Origin of the sequence: Bacillus sp. 17RED48 (genome assembly GCF_019837545.1) — a bacterium.
Classification (GTDB): domain Bacteria; phylum Bacillota; class Bacilli; order Bacillales; family Bacillaceae_G; genus Bacillus_A; species Bacillus_A wiedmannii.
Genome location: NZ_JADAXG010000003.1, coordinates 19,688 through 44,887, shown reverse-complemented (window position 1 = coordinate 44,887; position 25,200 = coordinate 19,688). Strand labels below are relative to the sequence as shown.

Sequence of the window (25,200 nt, the reverse complement as noted above, 5' to 3'; positions counted from 1 at the left end):
AACGAGAGAGGATTTTCATTTGAGAATCCTCTCTTTTCTTATTGTATACTTAATGTAAATACTTTATTTAAGAAAGAAGGCATTATACGTGGCAGCAAATCTAGAGCAATTAACTGAGATGCTAATTTCTATTCGTCGAAATTTACATGAGCATCCAGAATTATCATACGAAGAATTTGAAACGACGAAGACTATAAAAAATTGGTTAGAAGAGAAAAACATTACGATTATAAATTCTAGTTTAGAAACAGGCGTTATTGCTGAAATTTCAGGGAATAATAGCGGACCAATTATAGCAATCCGTGCTGATATTGATGCCCTTCCTATTCAAGAAGAAACAAATTTACCGTACGCTTCAAAAATTCCCGGTAAAATGCATGCTTGTGGGCATGATTTTCATACAGCTGCTATTATAGGTGCCGCTTATTTATTAAAAGAAAAAGAATCTTCTCTTAGCGGAACTGTACGCTTTATATTCCAACCAGCTGAAGAAAGTAGCAATGGTGCTTGCAAAGTAATTGAAGCCGGGCATTTACATGGCGTGCAAGCTATTTTCGGTATGCATAATAAACCTGATTTACCAGTAGGTACAATCGGTATTAAAGATGGTCCACTGATGGCCGGGGTCGATCGATTTGAAATTGAAATTCACGGAGTTGGTACACATGCAGCTGTACCAGATGCTGGGGTAGACCCTATTGTCGCGTCCTCTCAAATCGTGATGGCACTCCAAACAATTGTAAGCCGAAATATAAGCTCTTCACATAATGCCGTCGTCAGTGTCACAAACATCCATTCAGGAAATACGTGGAACGTAATTCCTGAAAAAGCAACGCTGGAAGGAACTGTACGTACATTCCAAACTGAAACACGTGAAAAGATTCCAGCTCTCATGAAACGTATTATTCAAGGGGTTTCTGATGCATTAGGTGTAAAAACAGAATTTCGTTTTTATGCAGGTCCTCCTGCTGTTCAGAACGATACATCTTTAACAAACTTATCCTCTCAAGTTGCTGAAAAAATGAATTTAAATATTATCTCTCCTACCCCGTCGATGGCCGGAGAAGATTTTTCTTTTTATCAACAAGAAATACCTGGTTCATTCGTTTTTATGGGAACGAGTGGTACACATGAATGGCATCATCCAGCTTTTACAATAGATGAGCAAGCATTACCTATAAGTGCAGAATACTTCGCTTTGTTAGCTGAAAAAGCACTTAAACAATTTGCATAAAAAAGAGCCGTTAAGAAATACTTAACGGCTCCTTTTTTTAAGTTAAATCGCGTTTTAAAAATACTGTATAGGAAATGCTTAAAAATACAAATAAATATAGTAATAACATACATGAAGCAAATGGGAATGTTACTCCATCAATAAAACTTCCATTCTTTGAAATACTGTATAAATCTGTGTTTGCTGGCAATAAATATTTCGCCCAATCATATCTAGTTGCTGCTAATAATGCAATATTTCCTGATAAAGCAAGAAATAGTGAAATACCAATCGCGCCTCCACTAGATCTTGTTAATACAGAAATCATAAATGCAAACGCTGCGTACACAATGGTCGGCAACCACGATAAAATATAATACTTACTAGCTTCCACAAAAATATTTTGTTTTATAATATTTCCATCTTGGAAAATAAGCTCGCTCCATGCAGGCTGTTGGAATTTATAAATAACAAGTCCACATAAAGTGGAGAAAATCATATTAAATATAAACAATAACGCTGCAAATATCACAATTGCTAAAAATTTAGCTGTCAAAATTTTAAATCGACTCGCTGGTCGTATCGTTAAAAATTTATATGTTCCCCAGCTATATTCATTCGCAAAAATTGTACTTGCATACACGAGGATAAATGGGAGCAATATTGGAAATACGATAAAACCTGTATCTCTCATGAAAGAAAGCGGAGAACTGCTTGCCGGTGCTGTATCTGTATCTAAATGCTTCATCTTAAGCTGATATTCCTTTACAAGCTCGTCCCCAGATCGTTCCGCTAAAATAGCTTCTTTTTTCATGCCTAGCTTTTTCTCAATTTCTACAGTTCGTTCTGTATAATCGGCTTTCCATCCTTTTGTTTCCGGTTCTAAATACTTTACCGTAACCCATCCTAATCCAATTATTAATACTGCAATAACTGCAAAGGGAATAATCGTTCGCTTTCGCTTAAATATTTTATACAGTTCGTTATACACTAAATTAAACAATATCTTTTCCCCCTGTTAATTCTAAAAATTGCTCTTCTAACGTTTTTCTTTCTTCATATACACGATACACTTGAATATTTTTCTCAAGCAATGTACGAATAACATTTGGGATTTCTTCATCTTTTACAGTAATAAGTAGATCATTACCTTTTATTAAAACATCTTGGTCTAACATTTCTGCTGCTTTATTCGCATCATCCACACGTATACGGATTGTCTCCATCTCTTCGCTTTGATTATGCTGAATATTTTGCGTCGCCACATATTCTCCGTGCTGAATAATGATAACTCTGTCACACATTAATTCAACTTCTGAAAGTAAGTGACTAGATACAAGTACCGCTTTTCCTTGTTCATGTGCAATTTTCTTTATGTACATTCTCATTTCATGTATTCCACTAGGGTCTAATCCATTCGTTGGTTCATCTAATATCAATACATCTGGATCGTGAATAAGCGCTTGAGCAATTCCTAAACGTTGTCTCATGCCGAGTGAATATGCTTTTACTTTACGGTCAATTACTTGTCCCATTCCTAACAATTTCACTACTTCATCGATACGTTCTTCTGTCACATTGCCATTCATCCGTCCAAAATATGTTAAATTTTCATAGCCGCTCAAAAATGGATAAAATTCCGGTGCCTCAATTACTGCTCCAATTTTCGAAGCCGTACTTTCAAATTGCTGTTTTACAGATTGGCCGTCAATCCAAACTTCTCCCTCTGTCATACGAATCATGCCGACCATCATTCTCATTAAAGTCGTTTTTCCAGCACCATTTGGTCCGAGCAAACCAACTACTTCACCCTTTTTAACTTCGAAACTAATATTTTCTACAAGTGTCTTTGAACCGATTCGCTTCGTTAACCGCTCAACCTTTACAATTGATTGTTCATTTGTCATACTATACAACCTTTCCTTCCCATTCTTTGTCAGGTCTTTACACTGTAACATGATTATTTTTATGTGTAAAATAGGAAAAGGCATGATTTCTCATGCCTTTCCCTTGAATTAAAATGAATTTTCATCTTGTAAACTTTGAACAAATCGAAAACATTGCATCATCGATAATAGGACGATAACGATCATAATTATACTAACAACTACTATTGCATATATTGTAATCGGTGCACTATTTATCCCTTGTATTCCTGCTATTTTCATAAAAATAATCGTAAATAATTTCAAAAATAACATCCCATTAACTAATCCAAAAACAAACGCTGCTCCATAAATGAATAATTGCTCCTGACATAATAAACATAGTACGTTCCTATTCTCTACTACATAAGATTTAATTTCCTCTTTCCTCACTTGCAGAAGAGAAAACATTATTTTATATGTAGTAAAAATACATATAAAAATGAATATAAGAAACAGTGTGTAAAAACACATTTGAAATAAAAGTGTAGTCCCTAATTCCCCAACAATTACTTCATTAAATTGGAGCGATATCATAAAAAATAAAATCATAGTACTCATAGCAATCCACATAAATTGCTTCATCCTTTTGGCAGCAAATGTTCTTATATTTTTTCTCACTAACTGACATAAAGACATATGTTCTTCCCCTACCTCACTTCATACCATACTCATTCTATACTACTAGTGTATAAAAATATGACATTTTAAACATCGCACTACAATCTGAATTTGTTCTAAGTCTTTAGTCCTAGAAAATAAAATGGTAAAAAAAGAATATTCAGAATATAATTGTAAAAAAGAGAGGATTGCATGCGTATAAATTTACTATCAATCTTGTTTTTATTATTTTTCACAAGTTGTAGCCCACTGAATGATAATGAAGTAGCCTCTGTTAAACCATATAAGTTAACAAAAGAGCAATCTGAAATTCTACAAATGACTCCTATAGGAGCAGGAAATAGAATGTTTTATAATGTTGCACTCAAAAATAATAATGATGAGTTGCATGCTACAATTGAATATTATCAAAATGGTAAAAAAGTGAAAGAAATTACCAATATAGCTTCATCACATTTTTTAGAAAAGAAAATAAGACTTTCTTTCATAGCACCATATTTCCATTTCGATAAAGATGTACAAGAAAAAGGTCAATGGTATATTAATATCGACGGTGGTTCAACGCTTGTCCCTCAAGACGCTCTCCTAGGCATAAATAGTTCTGCAACTACTACAATCCAATCTACTAAAAACTTAAAATACAATCAAAAAACAATTTTAGCAGCGGTCATCCAAACAAGTAAAGAAACTGTAAGCGTCCCTACAATTGATGAAGATTCAGGTATTGATATACTCTTGAAAGAAAACGAACATGTTTATCTCTTTAGTATAGAGCTAAAAAAAGAACACTAAAGCGGAAATGCAATACTATTGCATTTCCGCTTTAGTGTTTAATGAGGTGTACTTTTGAATAACTTAATTAATCTCATCCTCAACTTCTATTCTTTTCTTCTCTCTTGCAATTTTTAAAAACTCTAAAAGCTCTGGATTGCTATTCATTTTTTTATAAGCTACTGACATTTCTGCAACAAAATTAGAATCACATAACTCTTTATATACGACTTCTGTTTTATATAATTTATTTGCCGATACAGGTATGACCGTAATTCCGATTCCTGCTGCTACAAGTCCCATAACTGTTTGATATTCCGTTGCTTCTTGTACAATGTGTGGACTAAACCCTACGTCGCGGCAAAGTGATAAAATTGTATCGTATAACGCTGGCCAGACCGGTCTCGTAATAAATACGAACGGTTCGTCTCTTAAATCTTCAATATGTATTTCATCCTTTTCAGCAAGTGGATGTGCCTTCGGTAAACATAGCGTACAAGAAAGCTTTTGAATTGGTTCTAACTCTAGTAATTGCGTTGGAATTGGCGGACGCAAAAAGCCAATATCAATACGGTTATCGTGAAGTGCATGCACCTGATCCGGTGTTGACAGTTCATGTAATGCAACAGACACTCTCGGAAATTTCTTTCTATACTCCCTTACGATAGATGGTAAAATATCATATATCGCCGCACCTACAAAACCAATTGAAAGTGAGCCCACTTCTCCCCTTTGGGCACTTTGTGCAACTTCTACTGCTTTATCAATTTGTTCGAACGCTTTTTTTACTTCTTTTAAAAACATTTCTCCAGCTTCTGTTAATTCAACTTTTCTCTTCGTTCTTGAAAATAACATAACTCCCATTTCTTTTTCTAATTGCTGAATTTGTTGACTAAGCGGTGGTTGTGTCATTTGTAAACGAGCAGCTGCTCGTCCAAAGTGTAACTCCTCTGCCACTACAACAAAATATTGCAAATGCCGTAATTCCATTTTGGACACCCTTTTCACTTTCAATTAATACATCTAATATATTAATAACATATAATTTATATATTAGACAAATTTTTCGAATGAACGTATAGTAGAAATTGTTAATTCTTTTTTACAATTTTTATGTAAAAAAAGAAAGAGGTGGGTACTGTATGAAATGGTGGAAATTAAGCGGACAAATTTTATTATTATTTTGTTTCGCTTGGACAGGTGAATGGATTGCAAAACAGGCACACCTCCCAGTTCCAGGAAGTATAATCGGTATTTTTTTATTGTTAATTTCATTAAAATTTAACCTAGTGAAAAAAGAGTGGATACAGGACGGAGCAGACTTTTTATTAAAAGAACTTATTTTATTTTTCATTCCTTCTGCAGTCGCTGTCATACGCTACAAAGATACACTATCACAATATGGAATCGATCTCATTTTAATTATTATGATTAGTACACTTTGTGTCACTCTCGCTACAGGACTCCTAACAGAATTGCTACTAAAGCGGAAAGGATCAACACAATGATCGGCTTTCTTTGTTTACTATTAACACTATTCACATATTGGATATCGAAGAAAATGTATCAACGCTGGAACTGGAGCTTACTTTCTCCTCTTCTCGTCTGCCCTATTATTTTAATTGCTTTATTACTCGGACTAGACACACCTTATGAAACATATGAAACAGGTGGTCAATGGTTAACAGAATTATTAAAGCCTGCAACAGTCGCTTTTGCATGGCCAATCTATAAATACTTTGATTTACTCAAGAAACACGGAATAGCTATCTTACTTAATGTCATTGTCGGCTCGTTTTTATCAGTTATTACTTCAGCCCTACTAGCAAATTATTTTCAAATTGATTCATCGCTAGAACATAGTTTAGCACCTCATATTGTAACGACACCAATTGCAATGGCCATTTCAGAAATGATCGGTGGTATGTCAGAATTAACGGCTGTATTTGTTGTTTTAACTGCGTTAACAGGAGCATTACTTGGACCTTCTCTCATACGTATATGCCGTATTAAAACAGCGCTCGCAAAAGGCATTATGTTAGGCACGAGCGCAAATGGAACCGGTACATCAAAAGCATTCGAAATCGGCCCTGTAGAAGGAACTATTGCAAGTTTATCTATGCTTTTAACAGCAGGAGCTAGTTTAGTTATCGTTCCACTTTTCTTATCATGGATACATTAAAAAGCAAGTGTTTAAACACTTGCTTTTTTTATTATATATTTATTTAAAATCTCATAATCCTCCGGGAAAGATAGCATTAATTCCTTCACTTCATCTATCCTTTTCCAAGCAATTTCATGTATTAACTCATCAGGATCTTGAATCTTCATACTACCGCCTATTTTTTTAACGACATAATAATGAACGTATACAGGAACTCCGTATGTAATACCTTCTTTTTCGTATATTTTATTTACAACTTCCACATTGTAACCTGTTTCTTCCCAAACTTCTCGAATACAACATTCTTCTAATGTCTCTCCCTTTTCAAGCCCTCCACTTGGAACAGACCACCTTTTTTCTTCTCCCTCTTTTCCTTGCAACACCATTAAAACTTCATTTCTTTCATTTACACATACTGCTGCACAACCTATCCATCTTTCCATATACATCCCTCCCCTACTACTATTCGTCTTCTTCTTTATTTTCCCCTTGAAAAAAGAGGAAAAAAGGAAAACGATGACGAAAACTTACATCAACTTCATAGACAATCCCTTCTTAGAAATTAAAAACGGAAGGATGAAAATATGATTTCTAAATATGTTGTGGAATGTGTCTTTTGTGAAGAAAATCGAAAACCACGCCAAGCTATCGTAACAGTTCCCGCCACTACTCAGCTACTAGCCATTGAAAAAGTGCGTGCGGAATGTAAACGTCGTTTCGGAAAAGCTTTATTATTGCAAACAGAAATTAAAGAAGAAATAGTTTTTGAACAAAAAGAAAGCTAACCATAAATTGGTCAGCTTTCTTATCCGATCATATTTTCACATGAAGATTAGGGGCATCCTCTTTAAGGATCGGGATTTCCCCATTATGTACGTTCCATAATGGTCATCGAACAATATATTTCTATGCAATTAATTATTGAATAGAATAGGGCAAAACTTGTTCGCATTTTTAGAAAAGGGATAGGGATATAATTCAAGTAGTACCTCGAATACTCGAACTTTACACTCATTATATTAAAGCAAATCCTTTTATATGGGAAATATGAATTACTTACATAATTCATTCGTAAAACATATTAGTTTGCTATATTATTTTTATTCCATCAATAACATACATCCAGCTACAACTGGTGTCATAATCATTGAAAACTTCAAAAGCATACGTGGTGCATAATTTGTAAACTTCGCTCCGATATACGCTCCTAACATCGTCCCAATTAATACTTGCAATAACAATATATAATCTAGATACCCTTCTGAACTATATCCTATCCCACCTCCAATCGCAATCGGCAATATAACAAGCATTGTTGTTCCTACAGATTGCTGGATTGTTAAACCTAGTAGAACCATTAATCCAAGTTGAATAAATGGTGCAGAACCAATCCCGAATGAACCAGCCATCATTCCAGTGACTAATCCAAGACATATACATTTCATTATATTTTCTTTCGAAAAATCTTTAATTTCTGCTAAAAGTAATTCTTCCCTATTTTGAAACTTAATTAATTTAATAAACATAAAAATTGCAGATAAAAATAACATCCCAGCTGTAAACCAATGGAGAAAATGCGGGGGGATAAGTGAACCAAGCTTTGAACCAATATAAGAACCAAGTGCTCCACATCCACCAACAATCCCGCCTGTAGTAAATACAACATTTCCTTCACGATAATGACTTATAACCCCAGATAACGTCGTAAAAGCCATAGCTGTTAAAGATGTCGCAAGCGCAACATGGATAGGAATATGAAATATTAAAGTAAGTATTGCGATAATAAAACCTGCTCCACCCGCTCCAACAAACCCCAATAAAATCCCCATTACTAACATCGTTGTAATAATTGCCACATACTCTCCCTCCAGTACCCCCATTATCTACTAAACACTCTCTTTCACACAAATAAAAAGCACCCTAAACGGATGCTTTTCTAAATGGATACTATGTACTTAATCTTGATTAATCAAAATAACCGCAGGGCCAGCGACTACTACTCCAGCTACTTCTATCTTTTCAAATTCTTTTACTGTAATAGATATAACGCCTTCTCTTTCCATCAATTCTTTACTCAGGACATCAGTCGGTATAGCTTTCACCGTCTTACCTCCTTTTCATTTATACAATATGATAAAGTAAAAGTTTAATCAGTAGCGGTTTAGTCCACTCCACACTGATTATAATCGGGCTGCCGTTCATACGCGATAAAAACAACCCAACGCATCTATATATATGCATCACCTCCGCTTTCATTCCTTATTCCACTCAATATCCTCCCCTCCCTTCCATAACATATTGAAAAATAAAAAAGCACTCGCAATCGCGAATGCTTTTTCATTATTTACTTTCTATTACTTTTAACATTCTATTAATAAATGCTGCCGATTCTCCACGCGTTGCAGAACCTTTCGGCATAAATTCATTATTTTCATTTCCTTTTACAATACCTAATCCATAAACACGTTGTACAGCTTGTTTATCATATGCTAAATCTTGATCCGAGAATGGTAACGGAACTAAGTTACCTTTAATTTTTTTATATTGCAGTGCACGGTCAATCATGATAACGGCTTCATCTCGTTTAATCGTATCATTTGGAGCAAATGTCCCATTTCCTCTACCACTTATTATCCCAGCACTTGCTGCACGATTAATACCATCTATTAGCGATGAATGTGCTGTATTTAAATCATTAAAATTCGATGATCCTTCAGGTAACTGTAATGATCTTGAAATTAAATTCGCAAATTCGCCACGTGTGACAAGACGCTCTGGCCAATAAGAACCTTTCCCATCCCCAATCATAATGCCTCGTTTATCTAATTCACGAATGTCTGCTTCGTACCAACCACCTGTTATATCATCTTTATGGTTCGCATCATAATAAACCTTTGTTCCTTGTAAGAATGGTTCCCACGCATTATTTTTAATCATAATAGCCGGACAATTCTTTCCACTCCAGAATTGATGTTTCTTCACATTTTCTAAAGGAATATGTAATTCTCCCATTAAATAAGCTGTTAATTTACGAGCATTTTCAACAGCTTTATTATAATCACCATCTTCGTTTACAGCAATTTCAATCGCAATGGATTCTCGATTTCCAGTTCCTTCTGCTCCATCTCCTGCATGCCAAGCATTTTCGTTTAATGGAAGATGTTGATAAATCTCTTTATCGTCTACCGTAAAGTGCCATGACGCTGAACGATCTTCCGTTCCCGTTGCTTGGTTATATAAATATATTGCATGGTTTTTAGCATTTGCCCCAACACTGTAATTATCTGTCTCATGAATCGTAATATACTTCGGCTTCATCGCATAACCAGGACGGATATTTTCATTTCCTTTCGGTACAATCATTTCTTTTAAAGTTACACCATAAATATCCGTTGTTTTCTCTTCTATTGGTGCAGCATACATAACTGCTGCACGTTTTGTACGTGCTGGTGTTGCCTCTTGAATAAGCGAAGCCTTTGTTCCTTCAAATTTTGCTGAAGGTGAATAAATCCATTTCATTTCATTATTTATTTTTACTTGGAACCATTCTCCCGCCTGTCCCATTACTTGAATGGTTTGTGGTTCCAATACATTTTCTTCTTTGTATGAAGTAAATGGTTCAGAGTATGTAGAGATTTCTTCATTAATAACTAACTTTTCACTTGATAACGTATGAACTTCTTTAACCTCTACATTCCCCTCACTATTTTGTATCCATCCAGTTCCAGATGAAGCCCGAACATAGTAAGCGTTTCCTTTTCTCTTCTCAGCTTTTACGACTTGATTCGAAAGGTGAACCCCTGTCTCTTTTTGAAAATTACTAGAATCATATAAAGGTACTTCTTTCACTATATGTACAAGAAATTCACCTTGCACTTCATTTTGTACTCCTTTATCTTCTCCTCGACCATCTTCATCTTTCATATGGTTTTCAATACTTTTTAAAGCTTGTTCATCAGGTGAAACCGCTACAGTTTTTTCCAACTCATTAGCATAGGAATAATTTGGAATCGTTACCAAGCTAAATACAATCGATGCAGCTAAAACATTATAAAATCTTTTTTTCATCATAATACTTAACACGCCATAATTAAATTCGTGTTATTTTCCCCTCCTCAACCAAAATATAGGATATCTAGTAAACTATTAAACTACATAACCATTTACAATATAACAGACTCATTCCGATTCGTATAGATAGGAATGACTACTATTTGCCTACATTTACTATATTGGAATATAAAAAAGAAGCTATAATATATAGCTTCTCTCTCCGTTTCTTTAATCTCTTTGCACCTTATATTCCACAACTCTACCATCTCTATCAAATTGTAAAACAAGCTGTTCACTATCTATTGGAATAAAGCCACGTTCAGTTCCAAGATAGTACGAAGTGATAACACCGTCTTTTCCATTGCTCGTTCCAGTAGATGCTCCTAATAATTTTGTGATTTCTTCATTTGATTTCCCTATTAATTTATATTTTTGTAATAGATCATCTACCATATGTACCCGTTTCTCTTCAGCATGTAACCACCGATCTTGATTAAACTTTGAAGTGTATGTATTCATACTTAATTGTCCTGTGCACACTAACAATAGAATACAACCTACTATTATTACACCTAGCATTTGTTTCTTTTCTGTATTACGATTTACAGAAGTACGTAAGACGAATTTTTGAATCACGACTAATAAAACAAATGGCATGACTACTACAAACATACTTTTTACACTTACTGACATATGAACCGCATCAATTACAAAAATAAACGCAAGATACATTAGTATATACAAACAAACATAAACATACATAATCCCCCTCAATATAGCACTCAAAAAGCCCACCCCTTCTTAATTCATTATATAATTCATCCGGCTAATGATTTCTCGAAGTTTTTCTAACTCTTGATCTGTATATATTACTTTGCCTGTTAAGATCTCATTTCTGAAGAACGTTACAATTTGCTCTCTATCTTTTAATCTCGGCGTTTTTTCTTCAGAAAGATCTAGCACTTCTTTCCCACTCGCATTATAAAAATATACAATCGGTTTTACGTTTTCCTTTACAATATCAACTTGCATTTCTTTCAAACAATTGTATAGAATATGAGATAGTTTCTTCGCTCTATATACTGGATTCCCTTCATTTTTCACTTGTATCGTTAATGAATCTTCACCTGTAATGCATTCAAATGTCTCTTCTTTCTCTACCTCTTGTTGATACTTGCCCATTTCATCAATCATAAATGAATATATACTAGCATTTTCTTTCGTTAATCCATGAATTAATTTCCCTGTCCATTCTTTCGTCTCAAGTAGATACATACCCGTTTTACTTAAGACAAGATGATGAATGCGACAATCATTTCCTCCGTGCTGATTTTTAATAAAAACATTCGGCATAATATGAAATTCATTGTCTAGTATTATGCCTTGTTCTACGAATCCACGCTTCATATAATGTAATGCTTCGTGTGTATTCACTTCAGCTCCATTTTTCGTATACTCTCGCAAATTTGCAATTAACTTTTGAAACATATGTATTTCGTTACTATGTTTGTCTTGCATTTCACTGCGTTCTTTACTATGTTGCACAGCTAATTGATTTTTCATCATACGCATATTTTCAAGTTCTCTAGCTGCACTTATTTGTAAATCATTGTATTTCTTCTGTTCCATATTTTTCAATGTATTTTGTTGTTCTTTATGCTCTGTAACCGTAGCTGCAATTTCAGTTTCATACGTTTCAATTGCTTGCTTCTTTTCAAATTCTACTTGCTGGCTCTCTGATTCTAACTGTTTATTTTTATAGAACAGCACAAATACTGCAGCTAATAATAATAAAATTACACCTATTAGCACATAATCCATATCTTTTCTCCTTTATTTCGTTTCCTACTATTCTCCATACACATTTCTACTACATTATACTATGTTATTCGTATATTTTTTGTAAAAATTTCACGTGCAGTCAAAAGACCTTGTAATTTTACAAGGCCTTTTGTAAATTCCCTTTATTTTGTAGTAAATACATATTATAATACAACCCTTGCTCACTCAGTAATTCTTGATGTGTTCCTCTTTCTACTATTTCTCCATCATGCATAACAAAAATTTGATCTGCATCTTGAATTGTAGATAATCTGTGTGCAATTGCTATAGTCGTTCTCCCTTTTCGCATTTGCTGTAATGCTGTTTGGATCGCATCTTCTGTTTCTGTATCAATATTAGCTGTGGCTTCATCTAATACTAATACTTTCGGATTCGTTGCTATCGTTCTAGCAAAAGCAATTAATTGTCGTTGACCACTAGAAAATGCAGCTCCTCTTTCTACTACTTCCGTTTCATACTGTTCTGGTAATTTTTCAATAAACGTATTCGCTTGCACAAATTGTGCCGCTTCTTTTACTTCTTCATCCGTAATTTCTTCATTGTACATACGAATATTTTGTTTTACATTTCCCGCAAATAAAAATGCATCTTGCAATACGAGCCCTATTTTCTTTCTAATTTCTCTTTCTTCAAATCTCTCTAAATCTACACCATCTATTACAATATTTCCGGACTTAATATTATAAAATCGCATTAACAAATTCATAATAGTACTTTTTCCGCTACCAGTGTGCCCAACGAAAGCCACTGTTTGCCCCTGTTTCACGTGAAAAGATACATTTTTTAAAACATCACGTTTTCCATCATACGAAAAAGTAACATTTTTAAATTCAATTTCTCCATTAACGACTTGAGGATTTCCATCTCCTTTTTGAACTGGCGCTAAATCTTTCTCGTCCATTAAATGAAATACACGTGATGATGAAACAAGTGCCTGTTGGAAAAATGATAATTTCATCATCATCTCATTTACAGGCTGGAAGAAACGATGTATATAGTTAACAAACGCATATAAGACACCTACTTCAACAGGACTCTTCAAAGCATCAATTCCAAATAAACCAAGTACTAACGCAATAGCGACAATATGAACTAAATCAGTTGCTGGACGTAAAAGTAACGCGTCTAATTTTAACGTCCGCCGCCCTGCACTATAATGTTTATTATTCACTTCTTCAAACTCTTTTCTCATACGCTTTTCTTGTCTGAACACTTGGACAATATTCATTCCTTGAATGGACTCATTTAACTTTGCATTTAACACGCTTAATTGATTACGTACTTCTAAATAAAAGGCTGCACTCTTCCGGCGATATAGCACCATAATTGCAAACATTATTGGAATTAATACGAGAGAAAATAGAGCTAGTTTTACATTTAATAAAAACATTGCTACTAAAATACCTATTAAAAAGACTACATTTTTGACAAATGTGGATAATACACTGACATAAAAATCTTTAATTGCTTCCGTATCATTCGTTATGCGCGATACAAGCGTACCAATCGGCGTACGATCAAAGAAACTTAATGATAACTTTTGAACATGATCATATACTTCAACACGCATATCTTGAACAATTTTAAAAGCGATATTTTGAAAATACAATAAGTCTAAATAAGTAAATAATACTTTTAATAAGTGAGCAATAAGATACACTACAAATAGAGTAACAAGTGCTGATTGATCAAAGTTACGTGGTACTAAATGTTCATCAAGAAATTGTTTAATTAAAAAAGGACCCATCATTTCAGTTACAGTTGCACCAACTAAAAAGATAAATGCTAAAGATAGCAACCTTTTATATGGCTTCATATAAGAAAGTAATCTACTTAAATCACTCCGCTTCTTCCCTGTCATCATACGCCTCCTTTCTCGACTAATGCTTCTAACTGCTGGCTCTCGTACATTTCTTTATACCAACCGTTTTCTTCCATTAATTGTTCATGTGTACCTCGTTGCACAATTCTGCCTTCATCCACAACAAGTATAAGATTGGCATGTTGAATTGCACTTAAACGATGAGCAGTAATAATCGTTGTTTTTCCTGCTCTTTCCCTCTTTAATGCATTTAAAATCGTTTCTTCTGTTTTTGCATCTACCGCTGATAAACAATCATCTAAAATTAAAATTTCCGCATTCGTTAATAAAGCACGTGCAATAGAGATTCTCTGTTTTTGGCCTCCAGATAACGAAACGCCTCTTTCTCCTACTACCGTTTCATACCCTTCTGAAAATTGGAGGATGTCATTATGAATACAAGCAATCTCTGCAGCGCGAATTATTTCATTATATGTAGCATCCGCCTTTCCGAAGGCAATATTCTCCCCAATACTCGCTGAAAATAAAAAATGATCTTGCGGCACGTATGAAATGGCAGAACGGACACCGTAAAGTGTTACATCGCGAATATCCCGCTCCCCAACTTTTAATTCACCACTAAAATGATCATACTCACGGATTAAACATTTTAATAAAGTCGTTTTCCCTGCTCCTGTACGTCCAACAACTCCTAGTGTTTCACCCTTCTTCAAATCAAAGTGAACATCTATTAGCTGTAACAGTTCATTTTTCTTATATGAAAATGAATTGACCGCAAATGTAACATCACCGCTTGCTACTTTATGTACAGCATCTTCTCTATTTACTACATCTGATTTTTGCGAGAGAATTTTTTCTACACGGTCATACGAAGCACGCCCACGCTCCATAATGTTGAACAACCATCCAAAGGCTAACATTGGCCAAACGAGGGTACCTAAATACGTTGTAAATGTAACGAGATCACCTACAGTTAATTCACCCCTCACAACTAATACTGACCCGTAACACACTGCAATTAAAAAAGAAAATCCAACGATAAGAGAGATTGTCGGATCAAACAACGAATCAATACGTGCGACTAACATATTTTTATGTACAACATCTTCTGATTTTTTTCGAAATGCTTGTAAATCTTCTTTCTCTTGTCCAAGTGATCGAATTACCTTCATCCCACTCATACTCTCTTGCACTTTATCATTGATTTCTGAAAACGATTGCTGCGCTTTATGAAACCTTTTATGTAATAACGTTCCATAATAATTTGTCGAAATCGCTACAATCGGCATTGGAATTAAGCTTAACAATGTTAACTTCCAACTAATTGTAAAACCCATCGCTACGAGTACACATCCCCCAACCGCTAATGAGTCAACAAGTGTTAAAACGCCCGATCCAGCAGTTTGTTGAATCGCCTGAATATCATTAGTCGCATGCGCCATCAAATCACCCGTACGACGTGATTGATAGAAAGATGGGCTCATCTTTGTAAAATGTTCATATAGATTCTTTCGTAATTGACGGGCTAGTTTTAACGAAGATCCAAAAATCATAATACGCCATAAATAACGTAATATGTACATAGTAATCCCTACAACTACTAACAGAATAACCCACTTCAACAATTTTTCAGATGTTAATGTTCCATTATTAATTTCATCTACTACAATACCTAGTACTTTCGGAGCTACAAGTTCAAGAAGCGCGACACCAAATAACATAATAATTCCAATTATGTACGCTCGTTTTTCTTGTTTAAAAAACCACGCTAAATTAATAAATACCTTCATTTTTATCCTCCTCTCTTAAAATGAGCGATGTTTTCAGTTTACCAAAAATACTGAATTTTTAAAAGTTTTAAACACTTCAAAAAACCCAATAGGAAAGGGCACTCTTATCGAGTGCCCTTTAGCGCTTATTTTGTTTGTTGCTTGCTCATCGCGCTCATCATTTGATTGATTTTCTTTTGGGAAGGTTTTTGTCCCATTTGCATCATCATCATTTTTAACATTTGTTCATTAATTGGTGGATTTTTTTCTAAGTAGTTCATCATGTATTTGCGGGCAATGAAAAATCCTAACGCCACACCTGCTACTAGTGCCACTACGCCCACTAGAATACCTAACCAAATCGGCATATATTTTCCTCCTTCATGTTGTCTACCTTACAGTGTACTAAAACCTTTTCAATAAGACAAGATACAATTCGACATTTTTTACACATATGTTCGTACTTGTTTTAGAGGATTCAGCCATCCGTACTTTGTATTTTCATAATCCATAGCTAAAAATGTTAATTCACACTTTCTTAACACCTCAAAGAAGGTCGTTTCCATAGAAACGTTTCCAGAGGTATTCATGCGAATATAGTGTGGTTTCACCATTATTTCACCGTATTCCGCTCCTGTATAAAGTGTATGTGTATGATGTGTTCGATCATATTTACCAAGAACCCGTAAAGCTTGTTCTAATTTATGATGAATTTTCATTACTTGTAATGGTCTCGTTATATACATCATTTGTTTATATAACACTTTTTTCTCTGAAAGGGACCCAGATTCTGAAAATCGAGCAAATAAATCAAAAAACAAATATTCACGACCAAAGTAAGCTTTCGCAATATCCTCTTGAATTAAATACAATTCATACGTTTTCATCTTTTGCCTCCCAATCTGGACAACCTTTTCTCTTCATTATATAGAAGAAATTTTGCAATGATTGTCTGACTGCGGAGAGATAAAAAACTTTTTCTGTCGAAAAAACTCATTTACATAGAAAAACCTCTCCATGCCGGAGAGATTTTTCTAAAATCATTAAAGCATTTCTTTTACTTTACGAACAACGTTCTCTACAGTAAATCCATACTCTTCCATAATCTTCTCACCAGGAGCAGAAGCACCGAATGTATCGATACCTAACACATCTCCTTCAAGACCTACGTAACGGTGCCATCCGAATGTAGCACCCATTTCGATTGCGAAACGTTTTGTTACTGCTTTTGGTAATACAGATTCTTTGTACTCAGCAGTTTGAGCTTCAAAGCGATCCATAGATGGCATGCTGACAACAGCTGCGTCAACGCCGTCTACTGATAGAACTTTTTGTGCTTCAATAGCTAGACTTACTTCAGATCCAGTTGCAAGTAAGATTACATCAGCCGTTTCTTTCTTGCTTGCAGAAACTACATATGCACCTTTTGCTACTTTTTCATACGTATCGTCTTTTGCACCTTCTAATGTTGGAAGGTCTTGACGAGTTAATACTAAAGCGGTTGGTTTGTTTGTAGATTCTAGAGCTAGTCTCCAAGCTGCAACAGATTCGTTACCATCAGCTGGACGAATAACAGATACATTTGGCATTGCACGAAGCGCTGCTAATTGCTCGACTGGTTCATGTGTTGGGCCGTCTTCACCAACAGCGATACTGTCGTGTGTGAATACATACGTTACTGGCAATTGCATTAATGCTGCAAGACGAATTGCTGGACGTAAGTAATCAGAGAATACGAAGAACGTACCACCGTAAGTTTTTAAACCGCCATGTAGTGCAATACCGTTCATTGCTGCACCCATTGCAAACTCACGTACACCGTACCAAATGTTTTTACCGCTGTAATCATCTCTTGTAAAGTCTTTTTCGTTATTCATGTATGTTTTGTTAGAACCAGCAAGGTCAGCAGATCCACCGAAGAATGATGGTACAGACTCTGCAATTGCATTAATTACAGCACCTGAAGAATTACGAGTTGCTGCTTTTGATCCTAATTCATAAGTTGGTAAGTTTTGCTCCCAACCTTCTGGAAGAAGACCATTCATTGCTGTTTGCAGTTCGTTTGCTAATTCTGGATATGCTTGTGCATATTCACCTAGCATAGTGTTCCACTCTGCTTGCGCAGTTTCACCCACATCTTGTACTGTTTTACGGAAGTTGTCATATACTTCTTCTGCTACATGGAAGTCTTGCTCAGCAGTCCAAGCATATGCTTCTTTCGTTAATTTTGTTTCGTCTACACCAAGTGGAGAACCATGTGAAGCTGATTTTCCTGATTTGTTTGGAGAACCGAAACCAATTGTCGTTCTTACTTCAATTAGCGTTGGGCGTTTTTCGTCAGCTTTCGCTTCTTCAATTGCTTTCGCGATAGCTTCAATATCGTTTCCATCCTCAACACGGATTACTTGCCATCCGTATGCTTTGTAACGATCTTCTACACTTTCAGAGAATGAACGATTTAAATCGCCATCTAATGAAATATCATTTGAATCGTAAAGCACAACTAGACGACCTAATTGTAAATGAGCAGCTAATGAAGATGCTTCAGCAGAAACGCCTTCCATTAAATCTCCATCACCACAAATAGCGTATGTATGATGATCTACTACATTATACGCATCACGGTTATATTTAGCCGCTAAATGTCTTTCAGCCATTGCCATACCTACAGCAGTTGCAATACCTTGTCCAAGTGGACCAGTAGTTGCGTCTACACCTGCTGTATGACCGTACTCAGGATGTCCTGGAGTTTTGCTTCCCCATTGACGGAAGTTCTTTAAATCATCCATTGTTAGATCATAACCAGATAGGTGAAGTAGGCTGTATAGTAACATTGAACCATGACCTGCAGATAATACGAAACGATCACGGTTAAACCACGTTGGGTTATTTGGATTGTGTTTCATAAATTGAGTCCATAATGTATAAGCCATTGGTGCTGCACCCATTGGCATTCCTGGGTGACCAGAGTTTGCTTTTTCAATCGCATCGATGGATAATGTGCGAATCGTGTTGATAGAAAGTTGTTCGATTGAATGTGACATGCTATTCTTCCCTTCGCTTATATTAGTAAACGTTTTATACATTTATATGATAGCTTCCCACGCAAGATTATACAACATGTATCGACAAATATGTTGATATTTTTTTGGTTTTTCATAAAAAAATCAATGATTTCGGGAATGTATGGGTATTCAATATGACATACTTTTTCATTGTTTTTATTTTAAAAAGAAAAGGAATTATCTGTATATTTATTCATCATTTTCAAATTCCATAATGCAAAATATATCCTTCCCCATTTTCCACTCTGCAAAGCAAACGAATAAAAGAATTTAAATCTTGGCATAATTTATCTCGATCAAATACGTATCTTTCATATTCTCCATCAGTATTATTATCATTTCCCCATCGAAACTGACCTGTCAGTTCGATTGTTTCTGGCGCTAGAGAAAACATGTTAACTAGCGAACAAAATAACTGTTCTGCTATCACTGCTCCTTGCTGTTCTATTTTCGTAATACCATAATAGTGAATTCCAAATCCTTCTGCTCTTTTCGCTGGATAATAGGTCGGAATCCAATGGGTAAAATCTAATAGATATACGATTAGCTCATCACTTAATACGACACACTCATCTATCGTTGCCTCTTCTTTATATAGAAAACAAAGTTCAATCCAATCTATACCTATAAAATCCAACCCTTTTTTTTCATTTGAAACAAATACAAACTCGTGCTGTAAAGCCAAATTATCCCCCCTATTGCTCACATTTATTATTCTTATTATATAAAAAAGCACCTTTTATAGGTGCTTAAAATAAATTATACAATTTTCTTCCGTATCGAACTTGAAATAAAGTCAATGATAATTACCATTAAAATGATACCCAATAAAATAATACCCACACGAGACCAATTGCGTGAACTCAGTGCAAAAATTAACGGTGTCCCAATCCCACCTGCTCCAATAACACCTAAAATGGCAGCGGATCGTACATTAATTTCGAACCTGTATAACGTATATGATAGAAAATCCGGTAATACTTGTGGCAATACTGCATACCAAAGTATTTGAAACCGATTTGCGCCTGTAGCTATTAATGCTTCCGTCGGTCCCTTATCTATATTTTCAATTCCTTCTGAATATAATTTCCCTAACATTCCAATAGAGTGTAACCCTAAAGCTAGAACTCCGGCAAAAGAGCCTGGTCCAACAGCTTTTATAAATAAAATGGCCATAACTAATTCAGGAAATGTACGAACAAAACTAAGTACAAATTTCCCAGTTCCTGACGTTAATTTTCCACTGCTCATATTCGTTGCCGCCCAAAAAGCGAATGGAATAGATAAAAAGGCAGAAATAAATGTACCTAATATCGCAATTGCCAACGTATCAATTAAACCATGTAATAAATCTTCACCATCTGGCAAAGATACATACGACCAATCTGGACTCAATACACCTGTCATAATTGCTTTTGTAATTTCTCCTGCCGTATCCTTTATTCCCTCTAGCGGGACTCCTGAAAAAGCCCATACATAAACAAATGCAAGTGCTATAAAAACAAACCAGCGATACACACTCGGTTTCTTCGGTTTTGGTACAATTATCGTCGTTTTACTCATTATAATTTCTCCCGCAACAATGTACTTACATAATCAATTAACAATACAACAACAAGGGTATAAATAATAATAGATGCAGTTTGTTGATATTGTAAAAATCCAAGTGTACGGTCATAATATAACCCAATACCACCTGCTCCTACTAAACCTAAAACAGCTGCTGCACGTACGTTCACCTCAAATGTATAAAGAACATAGGAGACAAAATGTGCTTTCACTTGCGGAATTACCCCATACACGATCCATTGCACTTTATTTGCTCCTACTGCCGTCATCGCTTCTAATGGACCTGGATCAATTGATTCCATTGACTCATACAACAATTTTGCCACGAGCCCAATTGAGAAAAAAGTAAGAGCCAAAATACCTGGAAGTGGTCCTATTCCAAAAATAGCTACGAAAATTGCCGCTAATAATAAATCTGGTATCGTTCGGATAAAGTTTAAAACCAATCGAGCTGGACCGTACAAAAATGCACTAGTAAACACATTACTTGCCGCAAATAGTGCCAGTGGAATAGCTAAAATCGCTCCTAAAGTCGTTCCAATAATCGCCATACGTATTGTATCTAACATCGCTGTTGTAATAACTTGAAAATAACTCCAATCTGGCGGCACCATCTCTTTTAATAAGTCCATCATATTAGGAAAACCAACTACTAGTTTTGAAAATGATGCGTCGACCTGTATACTACTTCCCCACAACAGTAAAATAACTAGAATAACCGTTAACATATGTTTCAACTTACTTGGCGGCTTCGGTATCGATTTTGAATATATCGTCACATCATTCATTTAACTGCCACCTTTAATAATTCACTTTTCTGCGCTACGTCTCCATAAATTTCAGCAAATTTTTCATCCGTTGCCTCGTCTACAGAACCATCAAAAACAATTTCGCCTGCATGTAATCCAATAACGCGTGTCGCATATTGCCTAGCTAAATCAATAGAATGTAAGTTTACAATTGTTGTAATCCCAAAATCTTCATTAATTTTTTTCAAATCATCTAATACTTGCTTCGTTGTTAGCGGATCTAACGACGCAACAGGTTCATCTGCCAATATGATTTTTGCTTCTTGCGCCAACGCTCTAGCAATCGATACGCGTTGCTGTTGTCCTCCTGATAATTCATCAGCTCGCGCATATGCTTTTTCTAAAATATTCACCCTTTTTAACGATTGAAAGGCAAGCTCCAAATCTTCTTTTGGAAATAGACCTAACGTTGTACGCAGTGTCGAATGATATCCAACACGCCCAGCCAATACATTCTTCAATACCGTGGATCGCTTTACAAGGTTAAAACTTTGAAAAATCATGCCAATATCCCGGCGCATGCGTCGTAATCCTTTTCCTTTCGCAGCAGTAATAGACTCACCTTCAATTATAATTTCGCCTTCTGTAATCTCATGAAGGCGATTTACCGATCTGAGAAGTGTAGATTTTCCAGCTCCGGACAGCCCTACCATTACAACAAACTCACCTTTTTGAATGTTCAAGTTTATATTATTCAATCCTTTTGTACCATTCGGATACATTTTGGAAACATTTCGAAATTCTATCACACATCTTACCTACCTTCTATGTATTCAAAACGGCAAACTAACTGGAAACATACACCTTCCAGTTAGCTGCCATTTCCATATGTATTATTGCGTTTTTACTTTCTTTCCATATTCACGAACGATATCAAATTTACTATCATCAGATTTAACATATCCTTCATGTGAATATACTTCTTTAATGATTTTGTGACCTTCCTCATTCTTTCCTATTTCAATGAAAGCATCCTGTAATTTCTTACTCCACTCTGCATCTAAATCAGAACGTACCGAAATCGTATCGTTTGGAATTTTTTCCGTAAATTTCACTATTTTCGTTTGATCGAATATATTCGGATAATCTTTTTTCACAATATTACGAGCATCTTGGAATACAACAGCTGCATCTACATCACCATTTAAAAGAGCAATAAGCGACTGATCGTGACCTTTTAGTGTAACAGGTTTCACATCCTTTAGCGGATCAATTCCCTCTTTTAACAATACAGCCGCAGGCCATACATACCCTGCTGATGACGTTACATCTTGATAGCCAATTTTTTTACCTTTTAAATCTTTTACACTGTTAATATTTGAATCTTTCTTAACTACAAACTCAGATTTATAAAAGTCTACTAAATCCTTTGTAGGGGCTCCTGTTCCATCATCTACTCCAAAACGTTGTGCTTGTAAAATTACGTTTGCAGCCTTTTTCTCATGCGCTAGCACATACGCTGTTGGAGGTAAAAAACCTACATCTACTTGCTTAGACGCCATCGCTTCTACAATTGTATTGTAATTCGTTGAAATACTAACTTTTACCGGAATATTTAATTTATCACTTAGTAGCTTTTCCAATGGTTTTGCCTTTGCCTCTAATGTATCTGCATTTTGAGAAGGAACAAATTGAACATTTAAAGTCTTCGGTACATAACCTTTTTTCGTATCTTCAGTTTTACTTGCACTTGATTCTTTCGTTCCACAACCACTTAATAATCCCGCCGCTAGTACAACTGTCGTACTCATTGCAAAAACTTTTTTCAACATATTAATGCCTCCATTTTTGTTGTTATAAAATTGTCTTCCGTAAACATGAAGAAATATATCACACATTTTTACGGATAATTCCTTATTTACAGAATCTTTACACATTCTATACATTCTCATTAAAATTCTCTTCATATATTTGATATGCTTAATTAGTAGATAACAATAGAAAAGGTGAATGATATTGAATCCAAATCAAATTGTAACTTTAAACATTTTTTTAACAAGTGATATACATGGCACTGTTTATCCAATTCACTACCAAGATAACTCCCAAGCTGAAATTGGTTTAGCCAAAATTTCTACTCTTATAAAAAAAGAACGTTCCCAAAATAGAAACGTTCTTTTAATTGATAACGGTGACTTCATACAAGGAACACCCTTTACTTATCATTACGCTACATATGAAGAAGATAAGAAAAATCCAATGTCTTTATTAGCGAACTATTTACGCTATGATGCTGCAGTTATTGGGAATCATGAATTTAATTATGGAATGGACATATTAAATAATGCTATTTCTACTGCAAACTTCCCGTATCTATCAGCAAATATTTTAGATAAAAACAGAAAAGAACCTTATTTCGGGAAACCATATATAATAAAACATATTGAATCAAATATAAAAATTGCTATTTTAGGGGTGACAACGCATTACATTCCCAATTGGGAACAACCCCATCACATTCAAGATTTACAATTTGAAGATGCATTAGAGACAACAAAAAGATGGGTTTCTTACATTCGCGAACACGAGAAACCAGATTTATTGATCGTAGCCTACCATGGGGGATTTGAACGCGACTTACAAACTGGGGTACCGACTGAAGTTTTAACAGGTGAAAACCAAGGATATGCAATGTACCATGAAATTCAAGGCATAGACATTTTACTAACAGGCCACCAACACCGGGAAATCGCTCACACCGTAATGAATGGTGTAACAATTTTACAGACTGGATGCAATGGACACTCCGTTGGAAAAGTAACAGTAACATTCGAAAAAACAGAAAAAAAATGGGTAAAAAAAGAGAGTTACTCACAATTATTGCCCGTACAAGGAATTGAGGCTGACCAAGATATTCTTTCCTTGGTTGCCGATTATGAAGAAAAAACACAAAATTGGCTCGATCAACCTATTGGAGTAATCTATGGGGACATGCAAATTTCAGATGCTATGCAAACTCGTTTGCAAGACCATCCTTTTATTGAATTCATAAATAAAATACAGATGGATATAGCTAATGTTTCCATTTCTTGTACAAGCTTATTCCATAATACATCTCCAGGTTTCCCGAATCGCGTAACAATGCGTGACATCGTTTCTAATTATATTTATCCAAATACATTAAAAGTAATTAGAATAACTGGAGCGGATATAAAAGATGCCCTTGAACTCTCTGCTTCTTATTTCATATTAAAAGCAGATGGAACTATCATCGTAAACCCTACCTACATAGAACCAAAGCCGCAACACTATAATTACGATATGTGGGAAGGAATTTCGTACGTATTAAACATTTCCAAACCAATTGGCGAGAGAGTAGAATCCTTACAGTATAAAGGCGCTCCACTTCATATGAATGAAGAATATGACGTCGTTATGAATAATTATCGTGCAAGCGGCGGAGGGAACTTCTTTATGTTTCAAAATAAGCCCGTAATAAAAGACATACCAACAGATATGTCTGAACTTATCGCTAACTATATATTGAAGCACAAAAAGATAGAAGCAACAGTCAATAACAACTGGAAAGTTATTAAATAGCGGATATAATAAATAAAAAAGATGGGCTTCGCCCATC

The 25,200-nt window shown here is 35.2% G+C and carries 26 protein-coding genes; 6 read left to right on the top strand and 20 right to left on the bottom strand.

Going from position 1 to position 25,200, the window contains the following annotated elements:
* Positions 1-88 precede the first annotated feature (88 nt).
* Positions 89-1,234, top strand: coding sequence for a M20 peptidase aminoacylase family protein (locus tag ILT06_RS13160; protein WP_088047021.1), 1,146 nt, complete (start codon positions 89-91; stop codon positions 1,232-1,234).
* Between the two features lie 37 nt (positions 1,235-1,271).
* On the opposite strand, the gene ILT06_RS13155 is transcribed toward ILT06_RS13160, so the two are convergent.
* The 3 genes from ILT06_RS13155 to ILT06_RS13145 all read right to left on the bottom strand — a co-directional run bounded on the left by ILT06_RS13155 (position 1,272) and on the right by ILT06_RS13145 (position 3,777).
* Positions 1,272-2,216 carry an ABC transporter permease gene (locus tag ILT06_RS13155; RefSeq protein ID WP_000482782.1) on the bottom strand — a complete coding sequence of 315 codons (945 nt, stop codon included), beginning with the start codon at positions 2,214-2,216 and terminating at the stop codon, positions 1,272-1,274.
* Positions 2,209-3,120, bottom strand: coding sequence for an ABC transporter ATP-binding protein (locus tag ILT06_RS13150; RefSeq protein WP_142289321.1), 912 nt, complete (start codon positions 3,118-3,120; stop codon positions 2,209-2,211). Before ILT06_RS13150 ends, ILT06_RS13155 begins: the two co-directional genes overlap by 8 nt.
* 108 nt (positions 3,121-3,228) lie before the next feature.
* The gene (locus ILT06_RS13145; RefSeq protein ID WP_088047019.1) at positions 3,229-3,777 is read right to left on the bottom strand and encodes an ABC transporter permease; all 549 of its coding nucleotides are present in this window, start codon (positions 3,775-3,777) and stop codon (positions 3,229-3,231) included.
* A 174-nt stretch (positions 3,778-3,951) separates the two neighbouring features.
* Here ILT06_RS13145 and ILT06_RS13140 point away from each other — a divergent pair, with 174 nt between their 5' ends.
* On the top strand, positions 3,952-4,551 hold the full coding sequence (locus ILT06_RS13140; protein WP_088047018.1) for a histidine kinase: 600 nt from the start codon (positions 3,952-3,954) through the stop codon (positions 4,549-4,551).
* A gap of 63 nt (positions 4,552-4,614) precedes the next feature.
* Here the strand turns inward: ILT06_RS13140 and alsR are convergent, their stop codons facing one another.
* Complete coding sequence (gene alsR, locus ILT06_RS13135) at positions 4,615-5,520, bottom strand: acetoin biosynthesis transcriptional regulator AlsR (RefSeq protein ID WP_098103267.1); 906 nt, start codon at positions 5,518-5,520, stop codon at positions 4,615-4,617.
* A gap of 152 nt (positions 5,521-5,672) precedes the next feature.
* On the opposite strand from alsR, the gene ILT06_RS13130 reads away from it, so the two are divergent.
* Both ILT06_RS13130 and ILT06_RS13125 read left to right on the top strand, forming a co-directional pair.
* Positions 5,673-6,038 carry a CidA/LrgA family holin-like protein gene (locus tag ILT06_RS13130; RefSeq protein ID WP_000872362.1) on the top strand — a complete coding sequence of 122 codons (366 nt, stop codon included), beginning with the start codon at positions 5,673-5,675 and terminating at the stop codon, positions 6,036-6,038.
* On the top strand, positions 6,035-6,712 hold the full coding sequence (locus tag ILT06_RS13125; protein WP_048565873.1) for an LrgB family protein: 678 nt from the start codon (positions 6,035-6,037) through the stop codon (positions 6,710-6,712). The genes ILT06_RS13130 and ILT06_RS13125 overlap by 4 nt, the downstream gene beginning before the upstream one ends.
* An 11-nt stretch (positions 6,713-6,723) precedes the next feature.
* On the opposite strand, the gene ILT06_RS13120 is transcribed toward ILT06_RS13125, so the two are convergent.
* Positions 6,724-7,137 (bottom strand): NUDIX hydrolase, encoded by a 414-nt coding sequence (locus ILT06_RS13120; protein ID WP_088047016.1) that lies wholly within the window; start codon positions 7,135-7,137, stop codon positions 6,724-6,726.
* A 141-nt stretch (positions 7,138-7,278) separates the two neighbouring features.
* On the opposite strand from ILT06_RS13120, the gene ILT06_RS13115 reads away from it, so the two are divergent.
* A complete protein-coding gene (locus tag ILT06_RS13115; protein ID WP_000624205.1) occupies positions 7,279-7,479 on the top strand; it encodes a DUF3903 domain-containing protein in 201 nt (66 codons plus the stop codon).
* Positions 7,480-7,794: 315 nt separating this feature from the next.
* Here ILT06_RS13115 and ILT06_RS13110 read toward each other — a convergent pair whose 3' ends face one another.
* From ILT06_RS13110 to ILT06_RS13040, 15 genes are all read right to left on the bottom strand, one after another.
* Positions 7,795-8,550: a sulfite exporter TauE/SafE family protein gene (locus ILT06_RS13110; protein ID WP_088047015.1), complete on the bottom strand. Its 756-nt coding sequence runs from the start codon at positions 8,548-8,550 to the stop codon at positions 7,795-7,797.
* Between the two features lie 99 nt (positions 8,551-8,649).
* Positions 8,650-8,796: a BC1881 family protein gene (locus ILT06_RS13105; protein ID WP_000644411.1), complete on the bottom strand. Its 147-nt coding sequence runs from the start codon at positions 8,794-8,796 to the stop codon at positions 8,650-8,652.
* 238 nt (positions 8,797-9,034) lie between these two features.
* Positions 9,035-10,762: an S-layer homology domain-containing protein gene (locus ILT06_RS13100; RefSeq protein ID WP_088047071.1), complete on the bottom strand. Its 1,728-nt coding sequence runs from the start codon at positions 10,760-10,762 to the stop codon at positions 9,035-9,037.
* A gap of 213 nt (positions 10,763-10,975) precedes the next feature.
* Positions 10,976-11,542 carry a hypothetical protein gene (locus tag ILT06_RS13095; protein ID WP_088047014.1) on the bottom strand — a complete coding sequence of 189 codons (567 nt, stop codon included), beginning with the start codon at positions 11,540-11,542 and terminating at the stop codon, positions 10,976-10,978.
* Positions 11,543-11,548: 6 nt separating this feature from the next.
* A complete protein-coding gene (locus ILT06_RS13090) occupies positions 11,549-12,568 on the bottom strand; it encodes a nuclease-related domain-containing protein (protein ID WP_088047013.1) in 1,020 nt (339 codons plus the stop codon).
* Between the two features lie 118 nt (positions 12,569-12,686).
* Positions 12,687-14,450, bottom strand: coding sequence for an ABC transporter ATP-binding protein (locus ILT06_RS13085; protein ID WP_064477022.1), 1,764 nt, complete (start codon positions 14,448-14,450; stop codon positions 12,687-12,689).
* Positions 14,450-16,201, bottom strand: a complete 1,752-nt coding sequence (locus ILT06_RS13080; protein ID WP_064477023.1) for an ABC transporter ATP-binding protein — start codon at positions 16,199-16,201, stop codon at positions 14,450-14,452. The genes ILT06_RS13085 and ILT06_RS13080 overlap by 1 nt, the downstream gene beginning before the upstream one ends.
* A 125-nt stretch (positions 16,202-16,326) precedes the next feature.
* Positions 16,327-16,548 (bottom strand): YneF family protein, encoded by a 222-nt coding sequence (locus ILT06_RS13075; RefSeq protein WP_001123316.1) that lies wholly within the window; start codon positions 16,546-16,548, stop codon positions 16,327-16,329.
* A 78-nt stretch (positions 16,549-16,626) separates the two neighbouring features.
* A complete protein-coding gene (sirA, locus tag ILT06_RS13070; RefSeq protein ID WP_048562540.1) occupies positions 16,627-17,067 on the bottom strand; it encodes a sporulation inhibitor of replication protein SirA in 441 nt (146 codons plus the stop codon).
* Between the two features lie 156 nt (positions 17,068-17,223).
* Complete coding sequence (gene tkt, locus ILT06_RS13065) at positions 17,224-19,224, bottom strand: transketolase (RefSeq protein WP_064477024.1); 2,001 nt, start codon at positions 19,222-19,224, stop codon at positions 17,224-17,226.
* A 223-nt stretch (positions 19,225-19,447) separates the two neighbouring features.
* Entirely contained in the window at positions 19,448-19,930 is a 483-nt protein-coding gene (locus ILT06_RS13060) for a coproporphyrinogen III oxidase (protein ID WP_088047011.1), read from the bottom strand.
* A gap of 74 nt (positions 19,931-20,004) precedes the next feature.
* The gene (phnE, locus tag ILT06_RS13055; RefSeq protein ID WP_064477026.1) at positions 20,005-20,808 is read right to left on the bottom strand and encodes a phosphonate ABC transporter, permease protein PhnE; all 804 of its coding nucleotides are present in this window, start codon (positions 20,806-20,808) and stop codon (positions 20,005-20,007) included.
* Positions 20,808-21,602: a phosphonate ABC transporter, permease protein PhnE gene (gene phnE / locus ILT06_RS13050; RefSeq protein ID WP_064477027.1), complete on the bottom strand. Its 795-nt coding sequence runs from the start codon at positions 21,600-21,602 to the stop codon at positions 20,808-20,810. The genes phnE (ILT06_RS13055) and phnE (ILT06_RS13050) overlap by 1 nt, the downstream gene beginning before the upstream one ends.
* A complete protein-coding gene (phnC, locus tag ILT06_RS13045; protein ID WP_088047009.1) occupies positions 21,599-22,372 on the bottom strand; it encodes a phosphonate ABC transporter ATP-binding protein in 774 nt (257 codons plus the stop codon). Before phnC ends, phnE (ILT06_RS13050) begins: the two co-directional genes overlap by 4 nt.
* Before the next feature lie 84 nt (positions 22,373-22,456).
* The gene (locus ILT06_RS13040) at positions 22,457-23,395 is read right to left on the bottom strand and encodes a phosphate/phosphite/phosphonate ABC transporter substrate-binding protein (protein ID WP_064477029.1); all 939 of its coding nucleotides are present in this window, start codon (positions 23,393-23,395) and stop codon (positions 22,457-22,459) included.
* A gap of 184 nt (positions 23,396-23,579) precedes the next feature.
* On the opposite strand from ILT06_RS13040, the gene ILT06_RS13035 reads away from it, so the two are divergent.
* Positions 23,580-25,163, top strand: coding sequence for a bifunctional metallophosphatase/5'-nucleotidase (locus ILT06_RS13035; RefSeq protein WP_081257429.1), 1,584 nt, complete (start codon positions 23,580-23,582; stop codon positions 25,161-25,163).
* The last annotated feature ends 37 nt before the right edge of the window (positions 25,164-25,200 follow it).